Origin of the sequence: Stenotrophomonas sp. ZAC14D1_NAIMI4_1, assembly GCF_003086775.1 — a bacterium.
Taxonomy (GTDB): Bacteria; Pseudomonadota; Gammaproteobacteria; order Xanthomonadales; family Xanthomonadaceae; genus Stenotrophomonas.
On record NZ_CP026001.1, the window covers coordinates 2,155,666 to 2,175,734 of the forward strand.

Consider the following 20,069-nt stretch of genomic DNA (forward strand, 5'->3'; position numbering starts at 1 on the left):
GGATCAGGACGCCTGGGTGGGAACGTAACGGGGGAATTTCTGCGCAATGTCGGTGCCGGTGAAGTGACCGACCCAGCCGTCCGGCTCGGTGAAGAAGCGGATGGCCACGAAGCTCGGCTCATCGCCCATGTCGAACCAGTGGGTGGTGCCGTCGGGCACGGCGATCAGGTCATCCTTCACGCACTCGATCTCGTAGACCTTGTCACCCACGTGCAGGGTAAACAGGCCCGAGCCTGCGACGAAGAAGCGCACCTCGTCTTCCTTGTGGAAGTGTTCGTCGAGGAACTTCTTGCGCAGTTCGGCGCGGTTCGGGTTGTCCGGGGCGATCGATGCCACGTCCACGCTCTTGAAGCCGCGCTCGGCGACCAGGCGGTCGATGTCCGCACGGTAGGCGGCGAACACTTCGTCCTGGCTGGCGCCCGGTGCGACCGGCGCGGTGGCCTGCCAGCGCTCGAAGGTGACGCCGATCTTCTGCAGTTCGGCCGCGATGATCGCGCCGTCCTGGGAATCCAGCAGCGGTGATTCGGGATGGGTGTCGTCGTAGATGCGCAGTCGGCTCATGGCGGCAGCTTGAACGTCTCGGGGGGAAGACAGGGTAACAGGGTGGTGAAGGGCGGCAGATTCCGGATTGGAATCTGCACCCCGGCGCCGGTTCAGTCGCGCAGCTTGCGCAGTTCCAGCTCGCAGTGGAACAGGAACTCGAAGGCTTCCATGTGGCGGCGCGCTTCGGCCATGTCGCGGCCCCAGGCATACAGGCCGTGGCCGTCGATCAGGTAGCCCCACAGGGGCTGGGTGTCGAGCAGGGCATCGACCTGCGCCGACAGCACGTTCATGTCCTGGGTGTTGGCGAACACCGGCACGTCGATGGCCATATCGTGGGTGCTGTTGCCGGCGAAGGCCTTCAGCAGCTCGTAGCCTTCGATGCGGATGTGGCCCTGCGGTGCGTACAGGCGCGAGGCGATGGTCTGCACCGGTGAATGGGTGTGCAGCACGCAGCCGATTTCCGGGAAGCGGCGGTACAGCTGGGTGTGCAGCAGGGTCTCGGCGGACGGGCGCAGCGGGCGGCCGACGGCGAGGCCGTCGAAATCCACCACCATGATGTCGTCCTCGATGAGGCGGCCCTTGTCCTTGCCCGAGACCGTGATCGCGGCGTGGCGGTCGTCCAGGCGGTGGGAGAAGTTGCTGCTGGTGGCCGGGGTCCAGCCGGCGTGGGCCAGTTCGCGGACGTTGTCGATCAGCAGCTGGGCCAGTTCGCTCAGGCGCGCGGTGTCGTAGGGGAAGGTGGGGGCGTTCATGCGGTCGATTTTACTGGATTCGGCCAACGGCTGAGCCCCTCGTGGCGGGTTGGTCGGTCGCGGAACGCGGGTTCTCGGGTTTGGCCGGGCGGGTGGGTTGCGCGGGGGACGCCGTGAATCCGTCCCTGGAGGCTTGTGAGCGCCATCCATGGCGCTCGCACCCCCGCGCAACCCACCCGCCCGGCCACGGACAGGTTCCGTGCGCGCCAGCCACGGAGTGAAGAAGGAAAGGCAGAAGCGGGTCGCGGCGCTGCGCTTGCTCGGAGCGGAGCATGGCTCCGCTCTACAGAAGATTCATTCCCCAGACGGACTTCATCCACGCATGGCGTGGATCTACCGGACGTGCCGGGAGAGTGTCAGGGGTGGGGAGGCATGGGTTCGCGGGGGTGTCCGCGGCATGGATGCCGCGGCCAAGCCTCCAGGGATGGATTCACGGCGTCCCCCGCGAACCCATGCCTCCCCGCCAAACCCTCAGCCCAGCCGTTGCTGTTGACGTTGCTCCAGCGGGTGCAGGGCCGCAGGCCCTGCAATACAGAAAACCCTCACTGGCCCCGCAGGCGGCTGTGCTTGAAGCCGTAGCAGAAATAGATCACGAAGCCGACGAACGTCCAGACACCCATCAGCATCCAGTTGTGCATCGTCATCGCCGACAGCAGCGCCAGGCAGCTCAGCACGCCCAGGGTGCAGATCAGCCACGCCATCGGCATGCGGAACGGACGCGGCAGGTCCGGCTGGGTACGGCGCAGGATCAGCACGCCCGCGCACACGGCCGCAAACGCGATCAGGGTGCCCATCGAGGTCAGTTCACCCAGGATGTCCAGCGGGAACAGCGCCGCCAGCAGGGCGATGCCGATGCCGGTGATGACCGTGTTGATGTGCGGGGTGCGGTACTTCGGGTGGATCTTGGTGAACACCGGCGGCAGCAGGCCATCGCGCCCCATGATCATGAAGATGCGCGGCTGGCCGATGATCATCACCAGCACCACCGAGGACAGGCCGACCAGGGCGCCGACCTCGACCACCCAGCGCAGCCAGCCCAGCTGCGGGTGCGCCGCCACGGCGGTCACCACCGGTTCGTCGGTGCCCAGCAGCTGGTACGGCACCAGGCCGGTCATCACCGCCGCCATGGCGATGTACAGCACCGTGCAGATCACCAGCGACAGCATCATGCCGATCGGCATGTCGCGCTGCGGGTTCTTCGATTCCTGCGCCGCCACCGACACTGCTTCGAAGCCGATGTAGGCGAAGAACACCATGGCCGCGCCGCGCAGCACGCCTTCCATGCCGTACTTGCCCGGGCCTTCGTTGGCCGGGATGAACGGGGTCCAGTTGCTGGTGTCCATGTACTTCCAGCCGACCACGATGACCAGCACGATCAGGCCGGTTTTCAGCACGACCATCGCCATGTTCATCGCCGAGGACTTGCTGATGCCGACGTAGCACAGCCAGGTCAGCAGCAGTACCAGGATGGCGGCGGGCAGGTTGGCGATGGCGCCGGTGGGGCGCAGCTGCGCGTCCAGTGGTGCACTGACCAGCGCCGCTGGCAGGTGGATGTCGAACTGGCTGAGCAGGCTGAGGAAGTAGCCGGTCCAGCTGACCGCCACCGCCGAGGCCGATACGCCGTACTCGAGCACCAGCATCCAGCCGATGAACCAGGCCGAGAGTTCGCCGAAGGTGGCGTAGGTGTAGGTGTAGGCGCTGCCGGACACCGGCACCATCGAGGCGAACTCGGCATAGGCCAGCGCGCAGAAGGCGCAGCAGACCGCGGCCAGCACGAAGGACAGCATGATGGCCGGGCCGGCATGGTTGGCCGCGGCCTGGCCGGTGATGACGAAGATGCCGCCGCCGATGACTGCGCCGATGCCCAGCGCGGTCAGGCCCCAGGGGCCGAGGTGGCGGCGCAGGCTCAGGCCGTTGGCGTCTTCATGGGCGGCATGCGGGTGCTTGGTGGCCCACAGTTGCTTGAACATGTGTGTCGATCTTTTCGAAGCGCGCCGCGGATGGCGCGCGGGGAGAAACGGACGGGCCGGCGCGAGGCCGGCCCGTAGGCACATCAGGGAGACTTGGCCAGCTTGCTGTTGCGGATGCCGTAGCCGAGGTAGATCAGCAGGCCCAGCACGGTCCAGCCGACGAACAGGTGCCAATGCACCACGAACGCCTGCCAGAAGAGGAACAGGCAGGTGGCCGCGCCCAGCGGGCAGATGATCCACACCGCCGGCACGCGGAACGGGCGGTGCAGATCCGGCTTGCTGTAGCGCAGGACCAGCACGCCGATGCAGACGGTGGCGAAGGCCAGCAGGGTGCCCATCGAGACCAGTTCACCCAGCACGTTCAGCGGCACCAGGCCGGCCAGTGCAGCGGCGATCACGCCGACCACGATCGTGGCCCAGTACGGGGTGCGGAAGCGGGCGTGGACCTTGCCGAAGAACTTCGGCAGCAGGCCGTCGCGCGAGATCGTGTAGGCGATGCGGGTCTGGCCCATCATCATCACCAGGATCACCGAGGACAGGCCGGCGATGGCGCCGATCTCGACGGCGGTCTTCAGCCACGCCAGCTGTGGGTAGCCTTCCAGCGCGGTGGCGACCGGCTTGTCGGTGCCCAGCAGGTGGTACGGCATCATGCCGGTCAGCACCGCGCAGACGATGATGTAGACGATGGTGCACACGGCCAGCGAGCCGAGCAGGCCGATCGGCATGTTGCGCTGCGGGTCCTTGGTTTCGCCGGCGGCGGTGGAAACCGCGTCGAAGCCGATGTAGGCGAAGAACACGATGGTCGCGGCGCGGAAGATGCCGCTCCAGCCGAACTCGCCCGGCCCGGTGTTTTCAGGGATGAAGGGGTGCCAGTTGCCCGGATCGATATGCGCCGCGCCGATGCCGATGAACAGGCAGATGACGGTGACCTTGATGGCCACGATGATCGCGTTGACGAAGGCGGACTGGGTGACGCCGACATACAGCAGGCCCGACACCGCCGCGATGATCAGCACCGCCGGCAGGTTGAACAGCTTGCCGGAGGCGACGAACTCGCTGCCGGTCCAGGCGATCGGCGCTGCACTGAGCGCGTCCGGGAACGGCATGTTCAGCGTGCTGGTGAGGAAGCTGATCAGGTAGGCCGACCAGCCCACCGCGACCGAGGCCGAGGCGAACAGGTATTCCAGCACCAGGCACCAGCCGATGAACCAGGCCATGCCTTCGCCGAGGGTGGCGTAGGAGTATGAGTAGGCGCTGCCGGAGACCGGCATCATCGCCGCGAACTCGGCGTAGCACAGGCCCGCCAGCGCGCAGGCGAAGCCGGCGATGACGAACGAGAGCATGACCGCCGGGCCGGCATGGTTGGCCGCGGCCTGGCCGGTCAGCACGAAGATGCCTGCGCCGATCACCGCACCGATGCCGAGCATGATGAGGTGTTTCGCCGTGAGGGTCCGTTTCAACGTGGCTTCGCCGTCCAGGCTGCCTTCGATGGGTTCGCCAGCATCGACGTGCCCGGCCGGTTGGACCGGCTTGACCCTCAACAGTGCTTTCAGCATGCAGAACTTTCCTGATGATCGGATTGGGGCCGCCGATGCGTTGCCGGCGGCCTGGAATGGTGAAGGCCGCGCGAACGGCCCGCTGTACCTTAGCCAAAGCTGAAGCCACCGCACAAGCGCAATCGCAACAATGACCGGCGATAATGGGCAGTATTTTTCCGATTGCCCCGCATTCATGAATCAACCTGCCGAATCCCTTGCCGCGCTTGATGATCAGCTGCGTGGCCTGCTGCATGACTACGCCCGCCGGGAGCCATCCCACGACGCGCTGGCTGCCGAATTCAGCACATTGATCGACGACCCGCAGGATCCTTTCTGTCGTGAACGTCTGGCCGGGCACTTCACGGCCAGCTGCTGGCTGGTCAGTGCCGACGGCCAACGCCTGCTGCTGACCCACCATCGCAAGCTGCAGCGTTGGCTGCAGCTGGGCGGCCATGCCGATGGCGACCGCGACCTGGGACGCGTGGCGCTGAAGGAAGCGGAAGAGGAATCCGGCCTGGCCGGCCTGGTGCTGGATGACCCGGCCATCTTCGACCTGGACAAGCATTGGATTCCCGAACGCACCGACGTGCCGGGGCATTGGCACTACGACGTGCGTTTCGTGATCCGTGCCGTGGGGGGCGAGGCGTTCGTGCTCAGCGAGGAATCGCTCGACCTGGCCTGGCGCCCGGTGGCCGAGGTTGCCGAAGATCCGGAATCGGACGCATCAATGCAGCGCATGGCGCGCCGGTGGTTGGCGCGCTGACAGGGGCAGCCACGCATGGCGTGGCTCTACTGCAACCCGGTAGATCCACGCCACGCGTGGATGGCGCGGTGCGGTCCCCGTCCGATCAATACAGAATGCGGGTGCGCAGGGTGCCCGGAATGGCGGCCAGCTCGTCGCGCACCGCACCGGCCTGTTCCTCGCTGGCGGTGATGTCGATCACCACGTAGCCCACCTTCGGGTCGGTGCGCAGGAACTGGCCGTCGATGTTGACGTTGTGCCGCGAGAAGATCTCGTTGACCTTGGACAGCACGCCGGGCACGTTCTGGTGGATGTGCAGCAGGCGCAGGCTGTCGGCGTGCTCGGGCAGGGTCACTTCCGGGAAGTTGACCGCCGACAGGGTGCTGCCGTTGTCGCTGTAGCGCACCAGCTTGGCCGCCACTTCAATGCCGATGTTGTCCTGCGCTTCCAGGGTGCTGCCGCCCACGTGCGGGGTCAGGATGACGTTGTCGTGGCGGGTCAGCGGCGATTCGAAGATATCGCCATTGCCCTTGGGCTCGACCGGGAACACGTCCAGGGCCGCGCCGCCGATGTGGCCACTGGCAAGGGCCGCGTCCAGTGCGTCGATATCGACCACGGTCCCGCGCGCGGCATTGATCACGTGCGCGCCACGGCGCATCTTCGCCAGCTCGGTGGCGCCGATCATCCACTGCGTGGACGGGGTTTCCGGCACGTGCAGGGTGACGATGTCGGCGCGCGCCAGCAGGTCGTCCAGGCTGGCGGCGGCACGGGCGTTGCCCAGCGACAGCTTGGTTTCCACGTCGTGGAAGATCACCTGCATGCCCAGCGATTCGGCCAGCACGCCGACCTGGGTGCCGATGTGGCCGTAGCCGATGATGCCCAGCGTCTTGCCACGCACCTCGTGGCTGCCGCTGGCCGACTTCGACCAGCCGCCGCGATGGCATTCGGCGTTCTTCTGCGGAATGCCACGGGTCAGCATGATGGCCTCAGCGATGACCAGCTCGGCCACGCTGCGGGTATTGGAGTAGGGCGCGTTGAAGACCGGGATGCCGGCCAGCTCGGCCGCGTCCAGGTCGACCTGGTTGGTGCCGATGCAGAAGCAGCCCACCGCGATCAGGCGCTTGGCCTCGGCCAGCACCTCGGCGCTGAGCTGGGTGCGCGAACGGATGCCGACAATATGGGCCTCGGCGATGCGCGCCTTCAGTTCGTCCTCGGGCAGCGCCTTGCTGTGCGCTTCGATCTGGCTGTAGCCGGCGGCGCTGAACACCTCCACGGCGGTCTGGCTGACCCCCTCCAGCAACAGCACGCGGATATCCTGCTTCGGGAACGAGGTCTTCTTCGGCGACATGGTACGGCACGGCCAGTGGGACAGGGGCTGACCACTATGCCAGATCGGCGCGGCCATGGTGCAGTGCGGAAATAGTTGCATCCGTAGCCATTCCGGGTGATTGCCGGGGCTGGACGCTGGCCCGCGGCGCTGGCACGCTTGCCCGTTCTTCACGCACCGCGCTGGACCGTCATGACCGATTCCCGCATAGCCTCGCTGCAGCAGGCCTGTCCCGGCCTGAAGCTGAAGACCGACCCTGCCGACCTGGAGCATTACGGCCGCGACTGGACCCGGCGCTGGACCCCGGCGCCACTGGCCATCGCCCTGCCAGCATCGGTGGAGGAGGTGCAGGCCGTGATGCGCTGGAGCGCGGCGGAGGGCGTGGCGGTGGTGCCTTCCGGCGGCCGCACCGGCCTGTCCGGCGGCGCCGTGGCGGCCAACGGCGAGCTTGTGCTGAGCCTGGAGCGGATGAACAAGGCGCTGGCCTACGATGCGGTCGACCGCACCCTGGTGGTGCAGGCGGGCATGCCGCTGGAGGCACTGCACAACGCCGCGCTGGACCACGGCCTGATCTACCCGGTGGATTTCGCCGCGCGCGGCTCGTGCTCCATCGGCGGCAACATCGCCACCAATGCCGGCGGCATCCGCGTGATCCGCTACGGCAACACCCGCGAATGGATCGCCGGGTTGAAGGTGGTCACCGCCGGTGGCGAACTGCTGGAACTCAACAAGGGCCTCATCAAGAACTCCAGCGGCTACGACTTCCGCCAGCTGATGATCGGGTCCGAGGGCACGCTGGGCGTGATCGTCGAGGCCACGGTGAAGCTGACCGATCCGCCGCCGGCCAGCAACGTGATGCTGCTGGCGGTGCCGAGCTTCGACGTGCTGATGCAGGTGTTTGCGGCCTTCCGCGCGCGCCTGCAGCTGCAGGCCTTCGAATTCTTCACCGAGCGCGCGCTCGAGCATGTGCTGGCCCACGGCGCGCAGGCCCCGTTCGACGAGGTGCACCCGTATTACGTGGTCACCGAATTCGCCGCCAACGATGAAGCGCAGGAAGCGGCGGCCATGGCAGCCTTCGAGGACTGCATGGGCAACGGCTGGGTCAGCGACGGTGTGATCAGCGCCAGCGATGCACAGGCGGCGCAGCTGTGGCGCCTGCGCGAGGGCATCACCGAAGCGGTGGCCCGCTACAAGCCGTACAAGAACGATGTCTCGGTGCGGATCTCGGCGATGCCGGCGTTCCTGGCCGAGACCCAGGCACTGATCGGCGAGGCGTATCCGCACTTCGACGTTGTCTGGTTCGGCCACATCGGCGATGGCAACCTGCACATCAACGTGCTGAAGCCGGACGACACCAGTGATGCCGATTTCGTGACCCAGTGCGAGCACGTGACCAAGCTGCTGGCGCAGGTGCTGGCGCGCTTCGATGGCAGCATTTCGGCCGAACATGGCATCGGCCTGGTCAAGAAGGGCTACCTGGGCAGCACGCGCGGCCCGGCGGAAATTGCGCTGATGAAGGCGGTCAAGCGCGCGTTTGATCCCGAAGCGCGGCTGAATCCAGGCAAGCTGTTCGACGCCTGATGCAGGCAAAGACTTCACGCAACCATTACGCTCCCTGCAACTTCACTGATGGCCTGACCACGATGACCCGTCCGCTCCTGCTGCTCGCCCTGCTGTCCCTGCCGCTGGCCGGCTTCGCTTCCAGCTTCGCTGGCACCTCGGCGGGTTCGGCCACCGGTGCGTCTTCCGGTTCCTCGGGCAGCAGCTCGGGTGATGACAAGGTGGTGCTGGCTGCACGCGATGATGCTGCCGCATTCGTGGCCAGCGATGGCCAGATCCGCGGCGCGCGCCTGCAGGCGGCGCTGGTGCACCTGCGCGAGCAGGATGCCGCTGCCCAGCAGCAGAGCGATCTGCAGCTGGCCCGCGCGCTGCTGGCCCGCTGAACCGGCCTTCCGGTAGTGCCGGCCGCTGGCCGGCAACGCCATGACATCTGCACGGAACGCAGCCACGCAGGGCGTGGCTCTATTGCTGATCGCGCACGCCGCGCATGCGGCCGATCGCCTGCAGCTTGATCCCGCCGGACTGAGCGAGCCGCAGCAGCAGCTGGCCCGGCAGACGCTGGACGACGTGCAGGCACTGCTGCCGGACGGCCTGCTGCGCGCGCTGCCTGCGCAGGTGCGGGTGGCGTGGCGCGATGACCTGCCGGGGCAGGTGCACGGTCGCGCATTCGCCGGACGCATTGCGCTGCGCCTGGATCTGCTGGATGACAGCCGGGCGGGGGCGCGCCGTGCGCGTCGCAGCGCGCTGGTCCATGAACTCACCCATGTAGCAGACCGCCGCGGCGCGAACTGGTCGCACAGCGCGCGCTGGCGTGATCTGGCCGGTTGGCAGCGCAGGCCCTGGCACCTGGGGCGCGGCGACAACCACTTCAGCGACCGCAGCCCGGATCGCTACGAATTGACGGATCCGGCTGAATACCTGGCGGTGAACGCCGAGCGTTTCGTGCTCGACGCCGAGTTCGCCTGCCGCCGTCCCGCATTGGCGCAGTGGTACCGGCAGCATTTCGGCACGCCGCCCTCCTTGCCGACGGCGCAGTGCGAGGGCACGGTTCCGCTGCTGCAGGCCGAGGCGGAGGAGGGCGCGGCGTCGTTGCTGCAGCTGGATCCTGCCCGCGTCTTCGCCGTGGATTACCTGTTCGCCGAGGGCAGTGGGCAGCCGATGAGCCGCTGGGGCCACAGCATGCTGCGCCTGGTCATCTGCCGCCCGGGCCGCGCGCCGGGGCCGGATTGCCGGCTGGATCTGGAGTATCACCGCGTCCTGTCCTTCCGCGCCTTCGTCGGCGACGTGCAGATTTCCAACTGGCGCGGGCTGACCGGCGGCTATCCGTCACGGTTGTTCGTGTTGCCGTTGCAGCAGGTGGTGGACGAGTACACCAAGGTCGAACTGCGCGGGCTGCAATCGCTGCCGCTGGCGCTTGATCGCAGCGAAATCGCCAGCCTTCTCGAGCGCACCGCACAGGTGCACTGGAGCTATGACGGGCGCTATTACTTCGTCAGCAACAACTGTGCGGTGGAAACCGCCAAGCTGCTGCAGGCCGGGGTGCCACGGCTGGGCGAGGCCGGCCTGGCCCAGCTGACCCCGCGCGGGTTGCGCCGGCGACTTGTGCGGCTGGATGCGCTGGAGGAGCGGGTGCTGGACGACCGTGCCGGCGCGCAGGCCCAGGGTTATTACTTCGCATCGGCACGCGACCATTACCAGCAGTTGTTTGCGGTTGCTGCCGCGCAGAACTCCCTGCCGACGCACGACGTGCAGGCTTGGCTGAAGCTGCCCGCGCGGCAGCGTGCGCCGTGGCTGCTGCAGGGCGATGTGCGTGCCAGCGCCGGGTTGCTGCTGCTGGAACAGGCCGCACAGCGCCGTGCTGAGCTGCGGGCGCGGGACACCCTGAAGCGTCGCCTGCTGGCCGCGCCGGAAAGCGAGGCCACCGCGCAGCTGCGCGGCCTGCTTGAACAGAGCGGGCAGTGGTTGCGGCCGGGCCGGCTGCTGGCCGATGGCGGCTATGGGGTGCCGCTGGCCGAAGAGCAGGCCGTGGTTGCCGGGGCCGTGGCCGCCGCCAGTGCAGCGGCCGTGCCCGCCTGGCAGTCGCTGCGCCAGCAGCTGCGCGTGCAGCTGCCTGCCGGGCAGCGGCAGGAACTGGATGACATCGACGCCAACCTCGCGGCCCTCGGCCAGCGGCTGCGTGAGCAGGCGGCCGCACCGGTCGCAGGCGTGGCCGTTCCCTGATCCGGGCGCGCGGCGGCTGCGGTCAGGCGGCTTTCAGGCCCTGCCGGTACCAAGGTGGTACGGTCAGGTGTCCTCAGCAGTATCGACAAGGAGTCGAGCCATGCGTGTAGTTCCCGGCCTGTTGGCAGCCTCCCTGGGCATCCTCCTCACCGCCTGCCAGCCTGCGGCGGCACCTCCCGCAGCACCTCCCGCAGCGGCGACCGCCGCCGATCTGCCGCCACCCGTGCCCGAGCCGGCGACGGAGGCCGCAGCCGCCAGCGAAACCGCTTACCGCTGCGGCGACCTGGATGTCCACGCGCGCTTCGAGGGCGAGGACGCGGCGACGGTGACGATCGGTGAACGCCGCTTCGCGCTGCGCGCGGAACGGGTGGCGTCCGGGGCGAAGTACAGCGATGGCAAGGGCAACAGCTTCTGGGCCAAGGGCAGCGATGATGGCCTGTTGAGCCTCAAGGGTGAGCCCGATCGCGAGTGCCAGGCGCAGCAGGACATCGAAGGCGATGGCAGCGCGGGCAAGGCCGCATTCCGTGCCACCGGCAACGAGCCCGGATGGCTGGCCGTGGTCGACGGCGATGCGCCGGGCCTGCAGGTGGACGTGGACTACGGCGAGCGCCGTTTCCAGGTGGCCGCGCCCACCACGGGTGCGGATGGCTGGGCGGGCAAGGCTGCCGATGGCACCGACATCAAGCTGAGCTTCCAGCGCACCACCTGCCAGGACAGCATGAGCGGCGAATCGTTCGAGGCCAAAGCGATGCTGACCGTCGGTGCTCGCCAGTACCACGGTTGCGGCAATTTCGGCGGCGAATAACGCCGTACCGTAGAGTCGAGCTTGCTCGACTGCCTTTCGCAGAAGCAGTCGAGCAAGCTCGACTCTACGGCGGCCTTGGTGCTTAGTCGGCGCGGCCGGCGAATTCGCCGGTGGCGGTGTTCACCAGCACGCGCTCGCCGTTGGCGATGTACTCCGGCACCATGATTTCAATGCCGGTGTTCAGCTTGGCTGGCTTCGGGCGCTTGGTGGCGGTGCCGCCCTTCAGTTCCGGCGGGGTTTCGATCACTTCCAGCACCACCGAGGCGGGCAGCTGGATCGCCACCGGCTGCTCGTCGATGACCTGCACGTAGATGCCGGTCAGCCCGTCGGTGATGTAGCCGGCGTCGTCGCCGATCACGTCGGCGTCGAGGGTGTAGGGGGTGTAGTCCTCGTCATCGAGGAACACGAACGCATCGCCGTCCTTGTAGGAATAGGTGGACTGGCGGCGCAGCAGTTCGACTTCGACCAGGTTGTCGTCGGCATCGAAGCTGGCGTCGAGCTTGTTGCCACCCGGCACGCTGTACATGATGAAGCGGAAGCGGACGTTGCCGCCGCGGCCCTGCGGCGAGCTGCGTTCGATGTCGCGGATCTGGTACACGCCGTTGTTGTACTCGACGACGTTGCCCTTCTTGATGTCGTTGGCTTTCATGATGTTGTTGGTCGTTGGGGGTGGGCGCCGTCCCGGCGCCCGGGGGGAATCACTTCGGAGCGAGGCGGGTAGCGCCGTCCAGGCGGATGGTCTCGCCGTTGAGATAGGTATTGCCGAGGATGAAGCCGACCAGGTTGGCGAAATCGTCCGGCTTGCCCAGGCGCGACGGGAACGGGATGGACGCGGCCAGCGACTGCTGCACGGCCTCGGGCATGCCATCGACCATCGGCGTCCAGAACACGCCCGGGGCAATCGTGTTGACGCGGATGCCGAAGCGCGAGAGCTCGCGGGCCATCGGCAGGGTCATCGACACCACGCCGCCCTTGCTGGCGGCATAGGCGGCCTGGCCGATCTGGCCTTCGTAGGCGGCGATGCTGGCAGTGTTGATGATCACGCCGCGCTCGCCGTCTTCGCCAGCGTCGTTGTGCTGCATGCGGTTGGCCGCGGCCTTGGCCACGTTGAAGCTGCCGACCAGGTTGACCATCACCGTGCCCTGGAAGCCGGCCAGCGGCATCGGACCCTCTTTGCCCAGCACGCGGCCGGCACCGAGGATGCCGGCGCAGTTCATCGCCACGTTCAGGCCGCCGAGGAAATCGTGGGCCTGGTCGATGGCTGCGGCAACGGCCGCCTCATCGCTGACGTTGACGTTGAAATAGCGGGCCGAGTCGGCGCCCAGCCCGGCCACGGCGGCCGCGCCCTTGTCATCATTGAGGTCGAACAGGGCGACCTTGCCGCCGTTGGCGACCAGGTGCTGGGCCACGGCCAGGCCGAGGCCGGAAACGCCGCCGGTGATCACGGCACGTACGGAAGACAGCTGCATTGAACGGTCCTGCAGGTTCGAGAACCGCCGATTCTAACGGAAGCCACGGCGCGCGCCGTTGTGCGCCGCTGCAATCGAACTTCACCTGTAGAGTCGAGCCATGCTCGACTGGCGGGGGCAGAGCAGTCGAGCAAGCTCGGCTCTACCCGGCGAGGTCCCGAGCCATCTCCGGCGGGTCGCGACCGCGCAGGCGCCGCTTGAACTCATCGGGGGGCAGGCCCGGGGCGAACAGGAAGCCCTGGCCGATGGTCACCCCCAGCCCCAGCAGGCACTGGCGCTGGGCCTCGGTTTCCACGCCTTCGGCCACCACCCCCAGGCCGAGGCTGCGGGCGATTGCGCAGACCGCCTCGCACACGGCCACGTCCGAGCGGTTGCGCGGGATGCCCTCGACGAACAGCTGGCTCAGTTTCAGGCCATGGATCGGCAGCCGCCGCAGGTAGTTCAGTGCGCTGTAGCCCTCGCCGAAATCGTCGATGGTCAGCATCACGCCCATCTCGCGCAGGCGGGCGAAGGTGCGCAGGGTGTCCGGCGCGTCCTCGATCAGCACCCGCTCGGTGAACTCCAGTTCCAGCACCGTGCCGGGCAGCTCGAACTCGTCCAGCACCTGCCGTACCCAGCGGGCCAGGTCCTCGCCGACGAACTGCCGCCAGGAGACGTTGACCGCCACCCGCATCGTCTCCAGGCCATCGTCCTGCCATTGGCGTATCTGGCGGCACGCCTCGCGCAGCGCCCATTGGCCGATCCGCACGATGTCGCCGGTGTGCTCGGCGTGGCGGATGAACAGGTCCGGGCGCATCTGCCCGAGCTGGCCGTTGTGCCAGCGCATCAGGGCCTCGCAGCCGGTGACGGCCCCGGTGCGCAGGTTGATCTGCGGCTGGTAGACCAGTCGGAACTCGTCGCCGTCCAGTGCCTTGTGCAGGCGGCTCTCGATCTGCAGGCGGTCGTTCTGGCGCTCGGCCAGCTCCTGTGAGAACACGTGCCAGCCGTTGCGGGTGCGGCGCTTGCACTCGTACATGGCGGTGTCGGCGTTCTGGATCAGCTGCTGCGGGCGGTCGCCATCGCCGGGGGCCTTGGCGATGCCGATGCTGGCGGTGACCTGGAATTCATCGCTGCCCAGCTGGAAGGGGGAGGAGAACGCGGCGGTGATGCGCTCGGCCAGCTGCTCGGCCTGGTCGGGCTGGTCGCGCAGGTCGCAGATCACCAGGAACTCGTCGCCACCGAAACGGGCGAGCAGGCCTTCGGTGCCGATGGCCGTGGCGATGCGCCGGGTCGCTTCGATCAGCAGCTCGTCGCCGGCGTTGTGGCCGAGCAGGTCGTTGACCACCTTGAAGCGGTCCAGGTCGATGTACAGCACCGCCACCCGGTCGTGGCCGGGGCTGCCCATGCGTACGCCGAGGTCGGTGAGCACCGCATCGCGGTTCATGATGCCGGTCAGCGGGTCGGTGCGCGCCTGCACGCGCAGGGTCTCTTCGGCCTGCTTGCGTTCGGTGATGTCCTGCACGGTGCCGGTGATGCGCGCGGCATCGACATCGCCGGTGGACACCTCGCCGATCATCCGGATCCAGAACGAATGCCCGTCGCGGCGCTGGCCCTGCAGTTCCAGGCCGAAGCTGCTGCGGTGCTCGATGGTGTCGGCCAGCGCCTGCTGCAGGGAGGTGCGGTCATCACTGCGCAGGCAGTCGAGCAGGTCGGTCATGTCCTGCAGGTCGTCGGGCTGGCCGACGATGCGCCGCGCCTCGTCGGTCAGGTACAGCCGCTGCAGGCTGCGGTCCCATTCCCAGCCGCCGATGTGGGCCAGCGACTGCGCGCGCGCGAACAGCAGGTTGTTGCGCTTGAGTTCGGTGATGTCGCTGAACATCGAATAGACATGGTCGGCCTGGTCGCAGCCGGTGCCGAACACCGGCACGTTGGTGGTCGACAGCCAGAGCATGCGCCCGCGCGGGCGGTGGTACAGGCCGATGATCGTGCTGCGGATGACCCGCCCGGCCTGGAAGCAGCGGATGGTCGGCCACTGTGCCTGGGTGAGGGTGTTGCCGTGCTCGTCGACGATCAGCCAGGCCTCGGGGTCGAGCAGGGCATCAAACGCATTGCCGTTGCTTGTGATGCCCAGGATGCGGTGCGCGGCCGGGTTGGCCGAGATCACCCGCAGGTTGCGGTCGAACAGGATCACGCCCTTGTCGATCGATTCCATCAGCAGGCGGTAGCGCGATTCGGCACGCCAGCGCCCGCTCAGGTCGCGCGCCACGGCCACGATGCAGGGCTGGCCGTGGTCCTGGAAGCCGGCCGAGTGCACTTCCACCGGGAAGCGGCTGCCATCGCCGCGCATGTTGGTCACTTCGATGACGTAGGTGTCACCGCGGTTCAGTGCTTCCCAGACCGGCTGCAGGTGGTCGCTGGGCAGGTCGGGGTTGAGCAGTTCGATCGGCTGGCCGACGATGGCCTCGCGCGGGCGGTCGTAGGCGTGGACGCCGGCGCGGTTGACGTCCAGAACCACGCCGTCGGCGCTGAGGATGCTGACCGGGTCGGGCACCGCATCGAACAGGGCGGCGTAGCGTTCCTGTGCTTCGCCCATGCGCAGGCGGGCGTCGATCAGTGCCTCCATCGCCTGCCGCAGCAGGCGGGCCTGGGCGGCAGGCGGGGCGCCGGCCAGCGCGGCCTGCAGTGCGGCCAGCGCGTCGTCGGTCACGGCAGATGGTTCGCCGTACACCGGAACGTCGCGCGGGCCGCTGTCGTTCATGTCGCCGCCAGGGCCTGCCCGACCCGGCTGGCAGTGGCACGGCCGAGCAACCCGGCCAGCCAACGGCCGGTTTCAGCCAGGGCCGGCAGGTCCACGCCGCACTCCAGGCCCAGGCCCTGCAGCAGGTAGACCACGTCCTCGCTGGCCACGTTGCCGCTGGCACCCTTGGCATACGGGCAGCCGCCCGCACCGGACACCGCGCTGTCGACCACGCGCACGCCTTCTTCCAGGCAGCTGGCGATGTTGGCGATGGCCTGGCCATAGGTGTCGTGGAAGTGCACGGCCAGTGCGTCCATCGGGATCTCGGCAGCGACCGCCTTCAGCATCGCCCGCGCCTTGTGCGGGGTGCCGACGCCGATGGTGTCGCCGAGCGAAATTTCGTAGCAGCCCATGTCATGCAGGGCGCGCGCGACGCGCACCACGTCGGCCAGCGGCACGTCGCCCTGGTAGGGGCAGCCGAGCACGGTGGAGACGTAGCCACGCACACGTACGCCATCCTCGGCGGCACGCCGGAGGATGGGCGCGAAGCGGGCCAGCGACTCGTCGATGCCGGCATTGGTATTGGTGCGGTTGAAGGCCTCGGAGGCGGCGGTGAACACCGCCACTTCCTGCACGCCGACGGCACGCGCCCGGTCATAGCCCTGCTCGTTGGGCACCAGCACCGGGTAGGCGATGCCGGCGCGGCGGTCGATGCCGGCGTAGACCTCGGCCGCATCGGCCAGCTGCGGCACCCAGCGCGGGCTGACGAAGCTGGTCGCTTCGATGGTGCGCAGGCCGGTGGCGGACAGGCGGTTGATCAGCGCGATCTTGTCGGCGGTGGCCACCGCCTGCTTTTCGTTCTGCAGGCCGTCACGCGGGCCCACTTCGACGATGCGGACGAAATCGCTCATCGACGCACCTCCGTGGCGGGCAGGGTGGGGCGGGCGGCAGGGGCGGAAGCGGGTGCGATCACGAGGGTTCCTGGAGAACGGGGGCAACCTGGTCTCCACCGGGCTGCCAACAGGGATACGCAGGTCGGCCGCGAAAGCGGCCACGTTCCTGCGCGGGAATCAGTCGAAGGGGTGGCAGACGGCCACGACGTAGTTGCCGTCGGGGCAGATCAGGCCTCCGTCACCCAGTGCGGGGCACGCTTGTCGAGGAAGGCGCCGAGGCCTTCCTGGCCCTCGGCCGACACGCGCAGGCGTGCGATCAGGGCGGCATTGTCGCGGTCGAGGGTGTCACGGTCGTGGCTGTCGCGGACCTGGCGCACCAGCTCCTTGGCCGACGCCGAGGCGATCGGGCCGGCCTTGTCCAGCAGGGCCAGCTGGCGCTGCACGGCGTCGTCCAGGCGCTCGGGCTCGACCAGCTGGTGGACCAGGCCGATGCGCAGGGCGGTTTCCGCGTCGAAGTGCTCGCCGGTGGCAAACCAGCGGCGGGCCTGGCGCGGGCCGATGGCCTCGATCACATAGGGCGAGATCACCGCCGGCAGCAGGCCCAGGCGGCTCTCGGTCAGGCCGAACCGGGCCGCGCTGGTGGCGATGGCGATGTCGCAGCAGGCGACCAGGCCGACGCCGCCGCCGAAGGCTGCACCGTGGACCCGGGCCAGGGTCGGCTTGGGCAGCTCGTCCAGGGTGCGCATCAGCCGCGCCAGCGCCAGCGAGTCCTCGCGGTTCTCGGCCTCGCTGGCCGCGGCCATGCCGCGCATCCACTGCAGGTCGGCACCCGCCGAGAAGGACGCGCCGTGGCCGGCCAGGACCACCACCCGCACCGCGGGGTCGCGGCCGGCGGCCTCCAGTGCGGCGGTCAGCCGGGCGATCAGGCTGGCATCGAAGGCATTGTGCAGCTCCGGCCGGTTCAGCCAGAGGGTCAGGACGGCGCCATCGCGCTCGATCAGCAAAGCATCGTTCATGGGAATCCGGGGTTACTCCATACCTGTATGGATCATAGCGGGCCATTGGTCATGGGCCATGACGCGACGCGGGAATGTTAGAATCGAGAACCATTTACATCCAGCTGAGATCGCGCTAGATGACGCTGTCCGAACTGCCCCTGCATACCCCGGCCGTGGTCGATTCCGTGCAGGACCTGCACGCCAACGATGCCATCGCCCGGCGCCTGCGCGAGCTGGGCTTCGTCAAGGGCGAGGAAGTGCGCCTGGTGGCCAAGGGGCCGGTCGGCGGCGAGCCGCTGCTGGTGCAGGTCGGGTTCACCCGTTTCGCGCTGCGCATCAGTGAGGCCAAGCGGATCGTCATCGACACCGCCCGTCCGGAGTCCCGTGCATGAATGCTGCCGTCAACGCCGCCCCGCTGCGCATCGCGCTGGTCGGCAACCCCAACAGCGGCAAGACCGCGCTGTTCAACCAGCTGACCGGCAGCCGGCAGAAGGTCGCCAACTACACCGGCGTCACCGTCGAGCGCAAGGAAGGCCGCCTGCGTGCGCCGTCCGGCCGCGAGTTCGCCGTGCTCGACCTGCCCGGCGCCTACAGCCTGCAGCCGGCCAGCCTGGACGAGGCGATCACCCGCGACCTGTGCCGGGGCTTCTACCCGGGCGAGGCTGCGCCGGATGTGCTGCTGTGCGTGATCGACGCCACCAACCTGCGCCTGCACCTGCGCTTCGCGCTGGAGCTGCGTGAGCTGGGCAAGCCGATGGTGATCGCGCTGAACATGGTCGATGCGGCCCAGCGCCGTGGCATCCGCATCGACGTGGCTGCGCTGGAACGCGAGATCGGCGTGCCGGTGGTGGAAACCGTGGCCGTGCGCAAGCAGGGCGCCAAGGCGCTGGTTGATCGCCTCGATGCGATGGTGCCGCACCTGGATGCGCCGCTGGCCGGCGTCGAGGGCGGCATCGATTACCACGCCAAGGTGCGCAGCATTCTTTCGGCCGCCGTCACCATGCCGGCGCGCACCGCGAAGATCGATGACACGCTGGACCGCTGGCTGCTGCACCCGGTGTTCGGCCTGATCACCCTGGTGGTGGTCATGTTCCTGATCTTCCAGGCGGTGTTCGCCTGGGCGACGCCGCTGATGGACGGCATCGAAGCCGGCTTCGGCTGGCTGGGCGAGTTCGTTGGCGGCGTGCTGCCCGAAGGCCCGCTGACCAGCCTGCTGACCGACGGCATCATCGCCGGCCTCGGTGGCGTGGTGGTGTTCCTGCCGCAGATCCTGATCCTGTTCGCCTTCATCCTTGCATTGGAGGAGTCGGGCTACCTGCCGCGCGCGGCCTTCCTGCTCGACCGCATGATGGCGGGCGCCGGCCTGTCGGGCCGTTCGTTCATCCCGCTGCTGTCCAGCTTCGCCTGTGCGGTGCCCGGCATCATGGCCACCCGCAGCATCCAGGACCCGCGCGATCGCCTGGCGACCATCCTGGTGGCGCCGCTGATGACCTGCTCGGCACGCCTGCCCGTGTATGCGCTGCTGATCGGCGCGTTCATCCCGGCCGGCAAGGTCGGCATCTTCAACCAGCAGGGCCTGGTGTTGTTCGGCCTGTACGTGGCCGGCATCCTCAGCGCGCTGGTGATGTCGTGGGTGATGAAGAAGTGGCGCCGCGACAAGAGCGAGCACCCGCTGATGCTGGAACTGCCGTCCTACCGCCTGCCGCACGTGCGCGATCTGGCCGTGGGCCTGTACGAGCGCGGCATGATCTTCCTGCGCCGGGTGGGCGGCATCATCCTGGCCCTGACCATCCTGCTGTGGGTGCTGCTGACCTTCCCGGGCGCCCCGGCCGACGCCACCATGCCGGCCATCGACTACAGCTATGCCGGCCAGATCGGCCATGCGATGACCGCGATCTTCGCGCCGCTGGGCTTCAACTGGCAGATCTGCATCGCGCTGATCCCGGGCCTGGCCGCGCGCGAAGTGGCGGTGTCCTCGCTGGCCACGGTCTACGCACTGTCGGCGGCGGACGATGATGCGGCCATCTCGGCGCTGTCGCCGGTGGTGGCTGATGGCTGGTCGCTGGCCACCGGCCTGGCGCTGATGGTGTGGTTCATCTACGCACCGATGTGCATTTCCACCCTGGCCACCATCAAGCGCGAAACCAATTCGTGGAAGACGATGGGCTTCTCGGCGCTGTACCTGTTCGCGGCAGCCTACGTGGCGGCACTGATCACCTACCAGGTGACCGTGGCGCTGGGAGGCGGCTGATGGACGCCGGCCTGCTGGTCCAGTACCTCATCATCGCGGTGGCGGTGCTGGTCAGCGCGTGGGTGGTGCTGAAAAAGCAGTTCCCCGGCACGGCGCGCAAGCTGCGTGGCACGCTGGCGCTGGCCCTGCTCAAGCCCGGTCGCGCCGCCTGGATGCAGGCGCTGGGACGGAAGCTCGCTCCGCCGGCCAGTGGCGGTGGCGGGGCGTGTGGTGGCTGCGACAGCTGCGGACCGACAAAGCGGTAGAGTCGAGCTTGCTCGACTGCGTTGGTTGGCGCCCATCCAC

At 68.2% G+C, this 20,069-nt stretch carries 18 protein-coding genes; 8 read left to right on the plus strand and 10 right to left on the minus strand.

Annotated features, from left to right (window positions below; translation table 11 throughout):
- Positions 1 to 3: 3 nt before the first annotated feature.
- From C1927_RS10065 to C1927_RS10080, 4 genes are all read right to left on the minus strand, one after another.
- Positions 4 to 561: an acireductone dioxygenase gene (locus C1927_RS10065; protein WP_079221721.1), complete on the minus strand. Its 558-nt coding sequence runs from the start codon at positions 559 to 561 to the stop codon at positions 4 to 6.
- A gap of 92 nt (positions 562 to 653) precedes the next feature.
- Entirely contained in the window at positions 654 to 1,295 is a 642-nt protein-coding gene (locus tag C1927_RS10070; protein ID WP_108746591.1) for a methylthioribulose 1-phosphate dehydratase, read from the minus strand.
- Positions 1,296 to 1,837: 542 nt separating this feature from the next.
- On the minus strand, positions 1,838 to 3,265 hold the full coding sequence (locus C1927_RS10075; RefSeq protein WP_079221723.1) for an amino acid permease: 1,428 nt from the start codon (positions 3,263 to 3,265) through the stop codon (positions 1,838 to 1,840).
- An 83-nt stretch (positions 3,266 to 3,348) separates the two neighbouring features.
- The gene (locus C1927_RS10080; RefSeq protein ID WP_108746592.1) at positions 3,349 to 4,821 is read right to left on the minus strand and encodes an amino acid permease; all 1,473 of its coding nucleotides are present in this window, start codon (positions 4,819 to 4,821) and stop codon (positions 3,349 to 3,351) included.
- Between the two features lie 130 nt (positions 4,822 to 4,951).
- On the opposite strand from C1927_RS10080, the gene C1927_RS10085 reads away from it, so the two are divergent.
- A complete protein-coding gene (locus C1927_RS10085) occupies positions 4,952 to 5,566 on the plus strand; it encodes an NUDIX hydrolase (RefSeq protein ID WP_108746593.1) in 615 nt (204 codons plus the stop codon).
- A gap of 85 nt (positions 5,567 to 5,651) precedes the next feature.
- Here the strand turns inward: C1927_RS10085 and serA are convergent, their stop codons facing one another.
- On the minus strand, positions 5,652 to 6,893 hold the full coding sequence (gene serA / locus C1927_RS10090) for a phosphoglycerate dehydrogenase (RefSeq protein WP_079221726.1): 1,242 nt from the start codon (positions 6,891 to 6,893) through the stop codon (positions 5,652 to 5,654).
- A 171-nt stretch (positions 6,894 to 7,064) separates the two neighbouring features.
- Here serA and C1927_RS10095 point away from each other — a divergent pair, with 171 nt between their 5' ends.
- The 4 genes from C1927_RS10095 (at position 7,065) to C1927_RS10110 (ending at position 11,457) form a co-directional block, all read left to right on the plus strand.
- On the plus strand, positions 7,065 to 8,453 hold the full coding sequence (locus tag C1927_RS10095; RefSeq protein WP_108746594.1) for an FAD-binding oxidoreductase: 1,389 nt from the start codon (positions 7,065 to 7,067) through the stop codon (positions 8,451 to 8,453).
- Positions 8,454 to 8,515: 62 nt separating this feature from the next.
- Positions 8,516 to 8,815 (plus strand): DUF2388 domain-containing protein, encoded by a 300-nt coding sequence (locus C1927_RS10100; protein ID WP_079225213.1) that lies wholly within the window; start codon positions 8,516 to 8,518, stop codon positions 8,813 to 8,815.
- 40 nt (positions 8,816 to 8,855) lie between these two features.
- Entirely contained in the window at positions 8,856 to 10,652 is a 1,797-nt protein-coding gene (locus C1927_RS10105) for a DUF4105 domain-containing protein (protein ID WP_108746595.1), read from the plus strand.
- A gap of 100 nt (positions 10,653 to 10,752) precedes the next feature.
- Positions 10,753 to 11,457 carry an MliC family protein gene (locus tag C1927_RS10110; RefSeq protein WP_108746596.1) on the plus strand — a complete coding sequence of 235 codons (705 nt, stop codon included), beginning with the start codon at positions 10,753 to 10,755 and terminating at the stop codon, positions 11,455 to 11,457.
- A gap of 82 nt (positions 11,458 to 11,539) precedes the next feature.
- Here the strand turns inward: C1927_RS10110 and yeiP are convergent, their stop codons facing one another.
- The 5 genes from yeiP to C1927_RS10135 all read right to left on the minus strand — a co-directional run bounded on the left by yeiP (position 11,540) and on the right by C1927_RS10135 (position 17,551).
- Positions 11,540 to 12,106, minus strand: a complete 567-nt coding sequence (gene yeiP, locus C1927_RS10115) for an elongation factor P-like protein YeiP (protein WP_079221730.1) — start codon at positions 12,104 to 12,106, stop codon at positions 11,540 to 11,542.
- A gap of 49 nt (positions 12,107 to 12,155) precedes the next feature.
- On the minus strand, positions 12,156 to 12,926 hold the full coding sequence (locus C1927_RS10120; RefSeq protein ID WP_108746597.1) for an SDR family oxidoreductase: 771 nt from the start codon (positions 12,924 to 12,926) through the stop codon (positions 12,156 to 12,158).
- 142 nt (positions 12,927 to 13,068) lie between these two features.
- Positions 13,069 to 15,663, minus strand: coding sequence for an EAL domain-containing protein (locus tag C1927_RS10125; protein WP_079221732.1), 2,595 nt, complete (start codon positions 15,661 to 15,663; stop codon positions 13,069 to 13,071).
- Positions 15,660 to 16,553, minus strand: a complete 894-nt coding sequence (locus tag C1927_RS10130) for a hydroxymethylglutaryl-CoA lyase (RefSeq protein ID WP_108746598.1) — start codon at positions 16,551 to 16,553, stop codon at positions 15,660 to 15,662. The genes C1927_RS10125 and C1927_RS10130 overlap by 4 nt, the downstream gene beginning before the upstream one ends.
- 209 nt (positions 16,554 to 16,762) lie before the next feature.
- Positions 16,763 to 17,551 (minus strand): enoyl-CoA hydratase/isomerase family protein, encoded by a 789-nt coding sequence (locus tag C1927_RS10135; RefSeq protein WP_079221734.1) that lies wholly within the window; start codon positions 17,549 to 17,551, stop codon positions 16,763 to 16,765.
- Between the two features lie 119 nt (positions 17,552 to 17,670).
- On the opposite strand from C1927_RS10135, the gene C1927_RS10140 reads away from it, so the two are divergent.
- The 3 genes from C1927_RS10140 to C1927_RS10150 are packed head-to-tail and all read left to right on the plus strand — an operon-like array spanning position 17,671 to position 20,029.
- The gene (locus C1927_RS10140; protein WP_079221735.1) at positions 17,671 to 17,925 is read left to right on the plus strand and encodes a FeoA family protein; all 255 of its coding nucleotides are present in this window, start codon (positions 17,671 to 17,673) and stop codon (positions 17,923 to 17,925) included.
- On the plus strand, positions 17,922 to 19,784 hold the full coding sequence (gene feoB / locus C1927_RS10145; protein WP_108746599.1) for a ferrous iron transport protein B: 1,863 nt from the start codon (positions 17,922 to 17,924) through the stop codon (positions 19,782 to 19,784). Before C1927_RS10140 ends, feoB begins: the two co-directional genes overlap by 4 nt.
- Complete coding sequence (locus tag C1927_RS10150; RefSeq protein WP_079221737.1) at positions 19,784 to 20,029, plus strand: DUF6587 family protein; 246 nt, start codon at positions 19,784 to 19,786, stop codon at positions 20,027 to 20,029. Before feoB ends, C1927_RS10150 begins: the two co-directional genes overlap by 1 nt.
- The last annotated feature ends 40 nt before the right edge of the window (positions 20,030 to 20,069 follow it).

Excerpts from the sequence above, each read along its gene's own strand:
- C1927_RS10110 (WP_108746596.1), top strand. The coding sequence starts at position 10,753 with ATGCGTGTAGTTCCCGGCCTGTTGGCAGCCTCCCTGGGCATCCTCCTC.
- C1927_RS10075 (WP_079221723.1), bottom strand. The coding sequence starts at position 3,265 with ATGTTCAAGCAACTGTGGGCCACCAAGCACCCGCATGCCGCCCATGAA.
- C1927_RS10135 (WP_079221734.1), bottom strand. The coding sequence starts at position 17,551 with ATGAACGATGCTTTGCTGATCGAGCGCGATGGCGCCGTCCTGACCCTC.
- C1927_RS10065 (WP_079221721.1), bottom strand. The coding sequence starts at position 561 with ATGAGCCGACTGCGCATCTACGACGACACCCATCCCGAATCACCGCTG.
- yeiP (WP_079221730.1), bottom strand. The coding sequence starts at position 12,106 with ATGAAAGCCAACGACATCAAGAAGGGCAACGTCGTCGAGTACAACAAC.
- C1927_RS10100 (WP_079225213.1), top strand. The coding sequence starts at position 8,516 with ATGACCCGTCCGCTCCTGCTGCTCGCCCTGCTGTCCCTGCCGCTGGCC.
- C1927_RS10095 (WP_108746594.1), top strand. The coding sequence starts at position 7,065 with ATGACCGATTCCCGCATAGCCTCGCTGCAGCAGGCCTGTCCCGGCCTG.
- serA (WP_079221726.1), bottom strand. The coding sequence starts at position 6,893 with ATGTCGCCGAAGAAGACCTCGTTCCCGAAGCAGGATATCCGCGTGCTG.
- C1927_RS10085 (WP_108746593.1), top strand. The coding sequence starts at position 4,952 with ATGACCGGCGATAATGGGCAGTATTTTTCCGATTGCCCCGCATTCATG.
- C1927_RS10150 (WP_079221737.1), top strand. The coding sequence starts at position 19,784 with ATGGACGCCGGCCTGCTGGTCCAGTACCTCATCATCGCGGTGGCGGTG.
- C1927_RS10080 (WP_108746592.1), bottom strand. The coding sequence starts at position 4,821 with ATGCTGAAAGCACTGTTGAGGGTCAAGCCGGTCCAACCGGCCGGGCAC.
- feoB (WP_108746599.1), top strand. The coding sequence starts at position 17,922 with ATGAATGCTGCCGTCAACGCCGCCCCGCTGCGCATCGCGCTGGTCGGC.
- C1927_RS10120 (WP_108746597.1), bottom strand. The coding sequence starts at position 12,926 with ATGCAGCTGTCTTCCGTACGTGCCGTGATCACCGGCGGCGTTTCCGGC.
- C1927_RS10070 (WP_108746591.1), bottom strand. The coding sequence starts at position 1,295 with ATGAACGCCCCCACCTTCCCCTACGACACCGCGCGCCTGAGCGAACTG.
- C1927_RS10140 (WP_079221735.1), top strand. The coding sequence starts at position 17,671 with ATGACGCTGTCCGAACTGCCCCTGCATACCCCGGCCGTGGTCGATTCC.
- C1927_RS10105 (WP_108746595.1), top strand. The coding sequence starts at position 8,856 with ATGACATCTGCACGGAACGCAGCCACGCAGGGCGTGGCTCTATTGCTG.
- C1927_RS10125 (WP_079221732.1), bottom strand. The coding sequence starts at position 15,663 with ATGAACGACAGCGGCCCGCGCGACGTTCCGGTGTACGGCGAACCATCT.
- C1927_RS10130 (WP_108746598.1), bottom strand. The coding sequence starts at position 16,553 with ATGAGCGATTTCGTCCGCATCGTCGAAGTGGGCCCGCGTGACGGCCTG.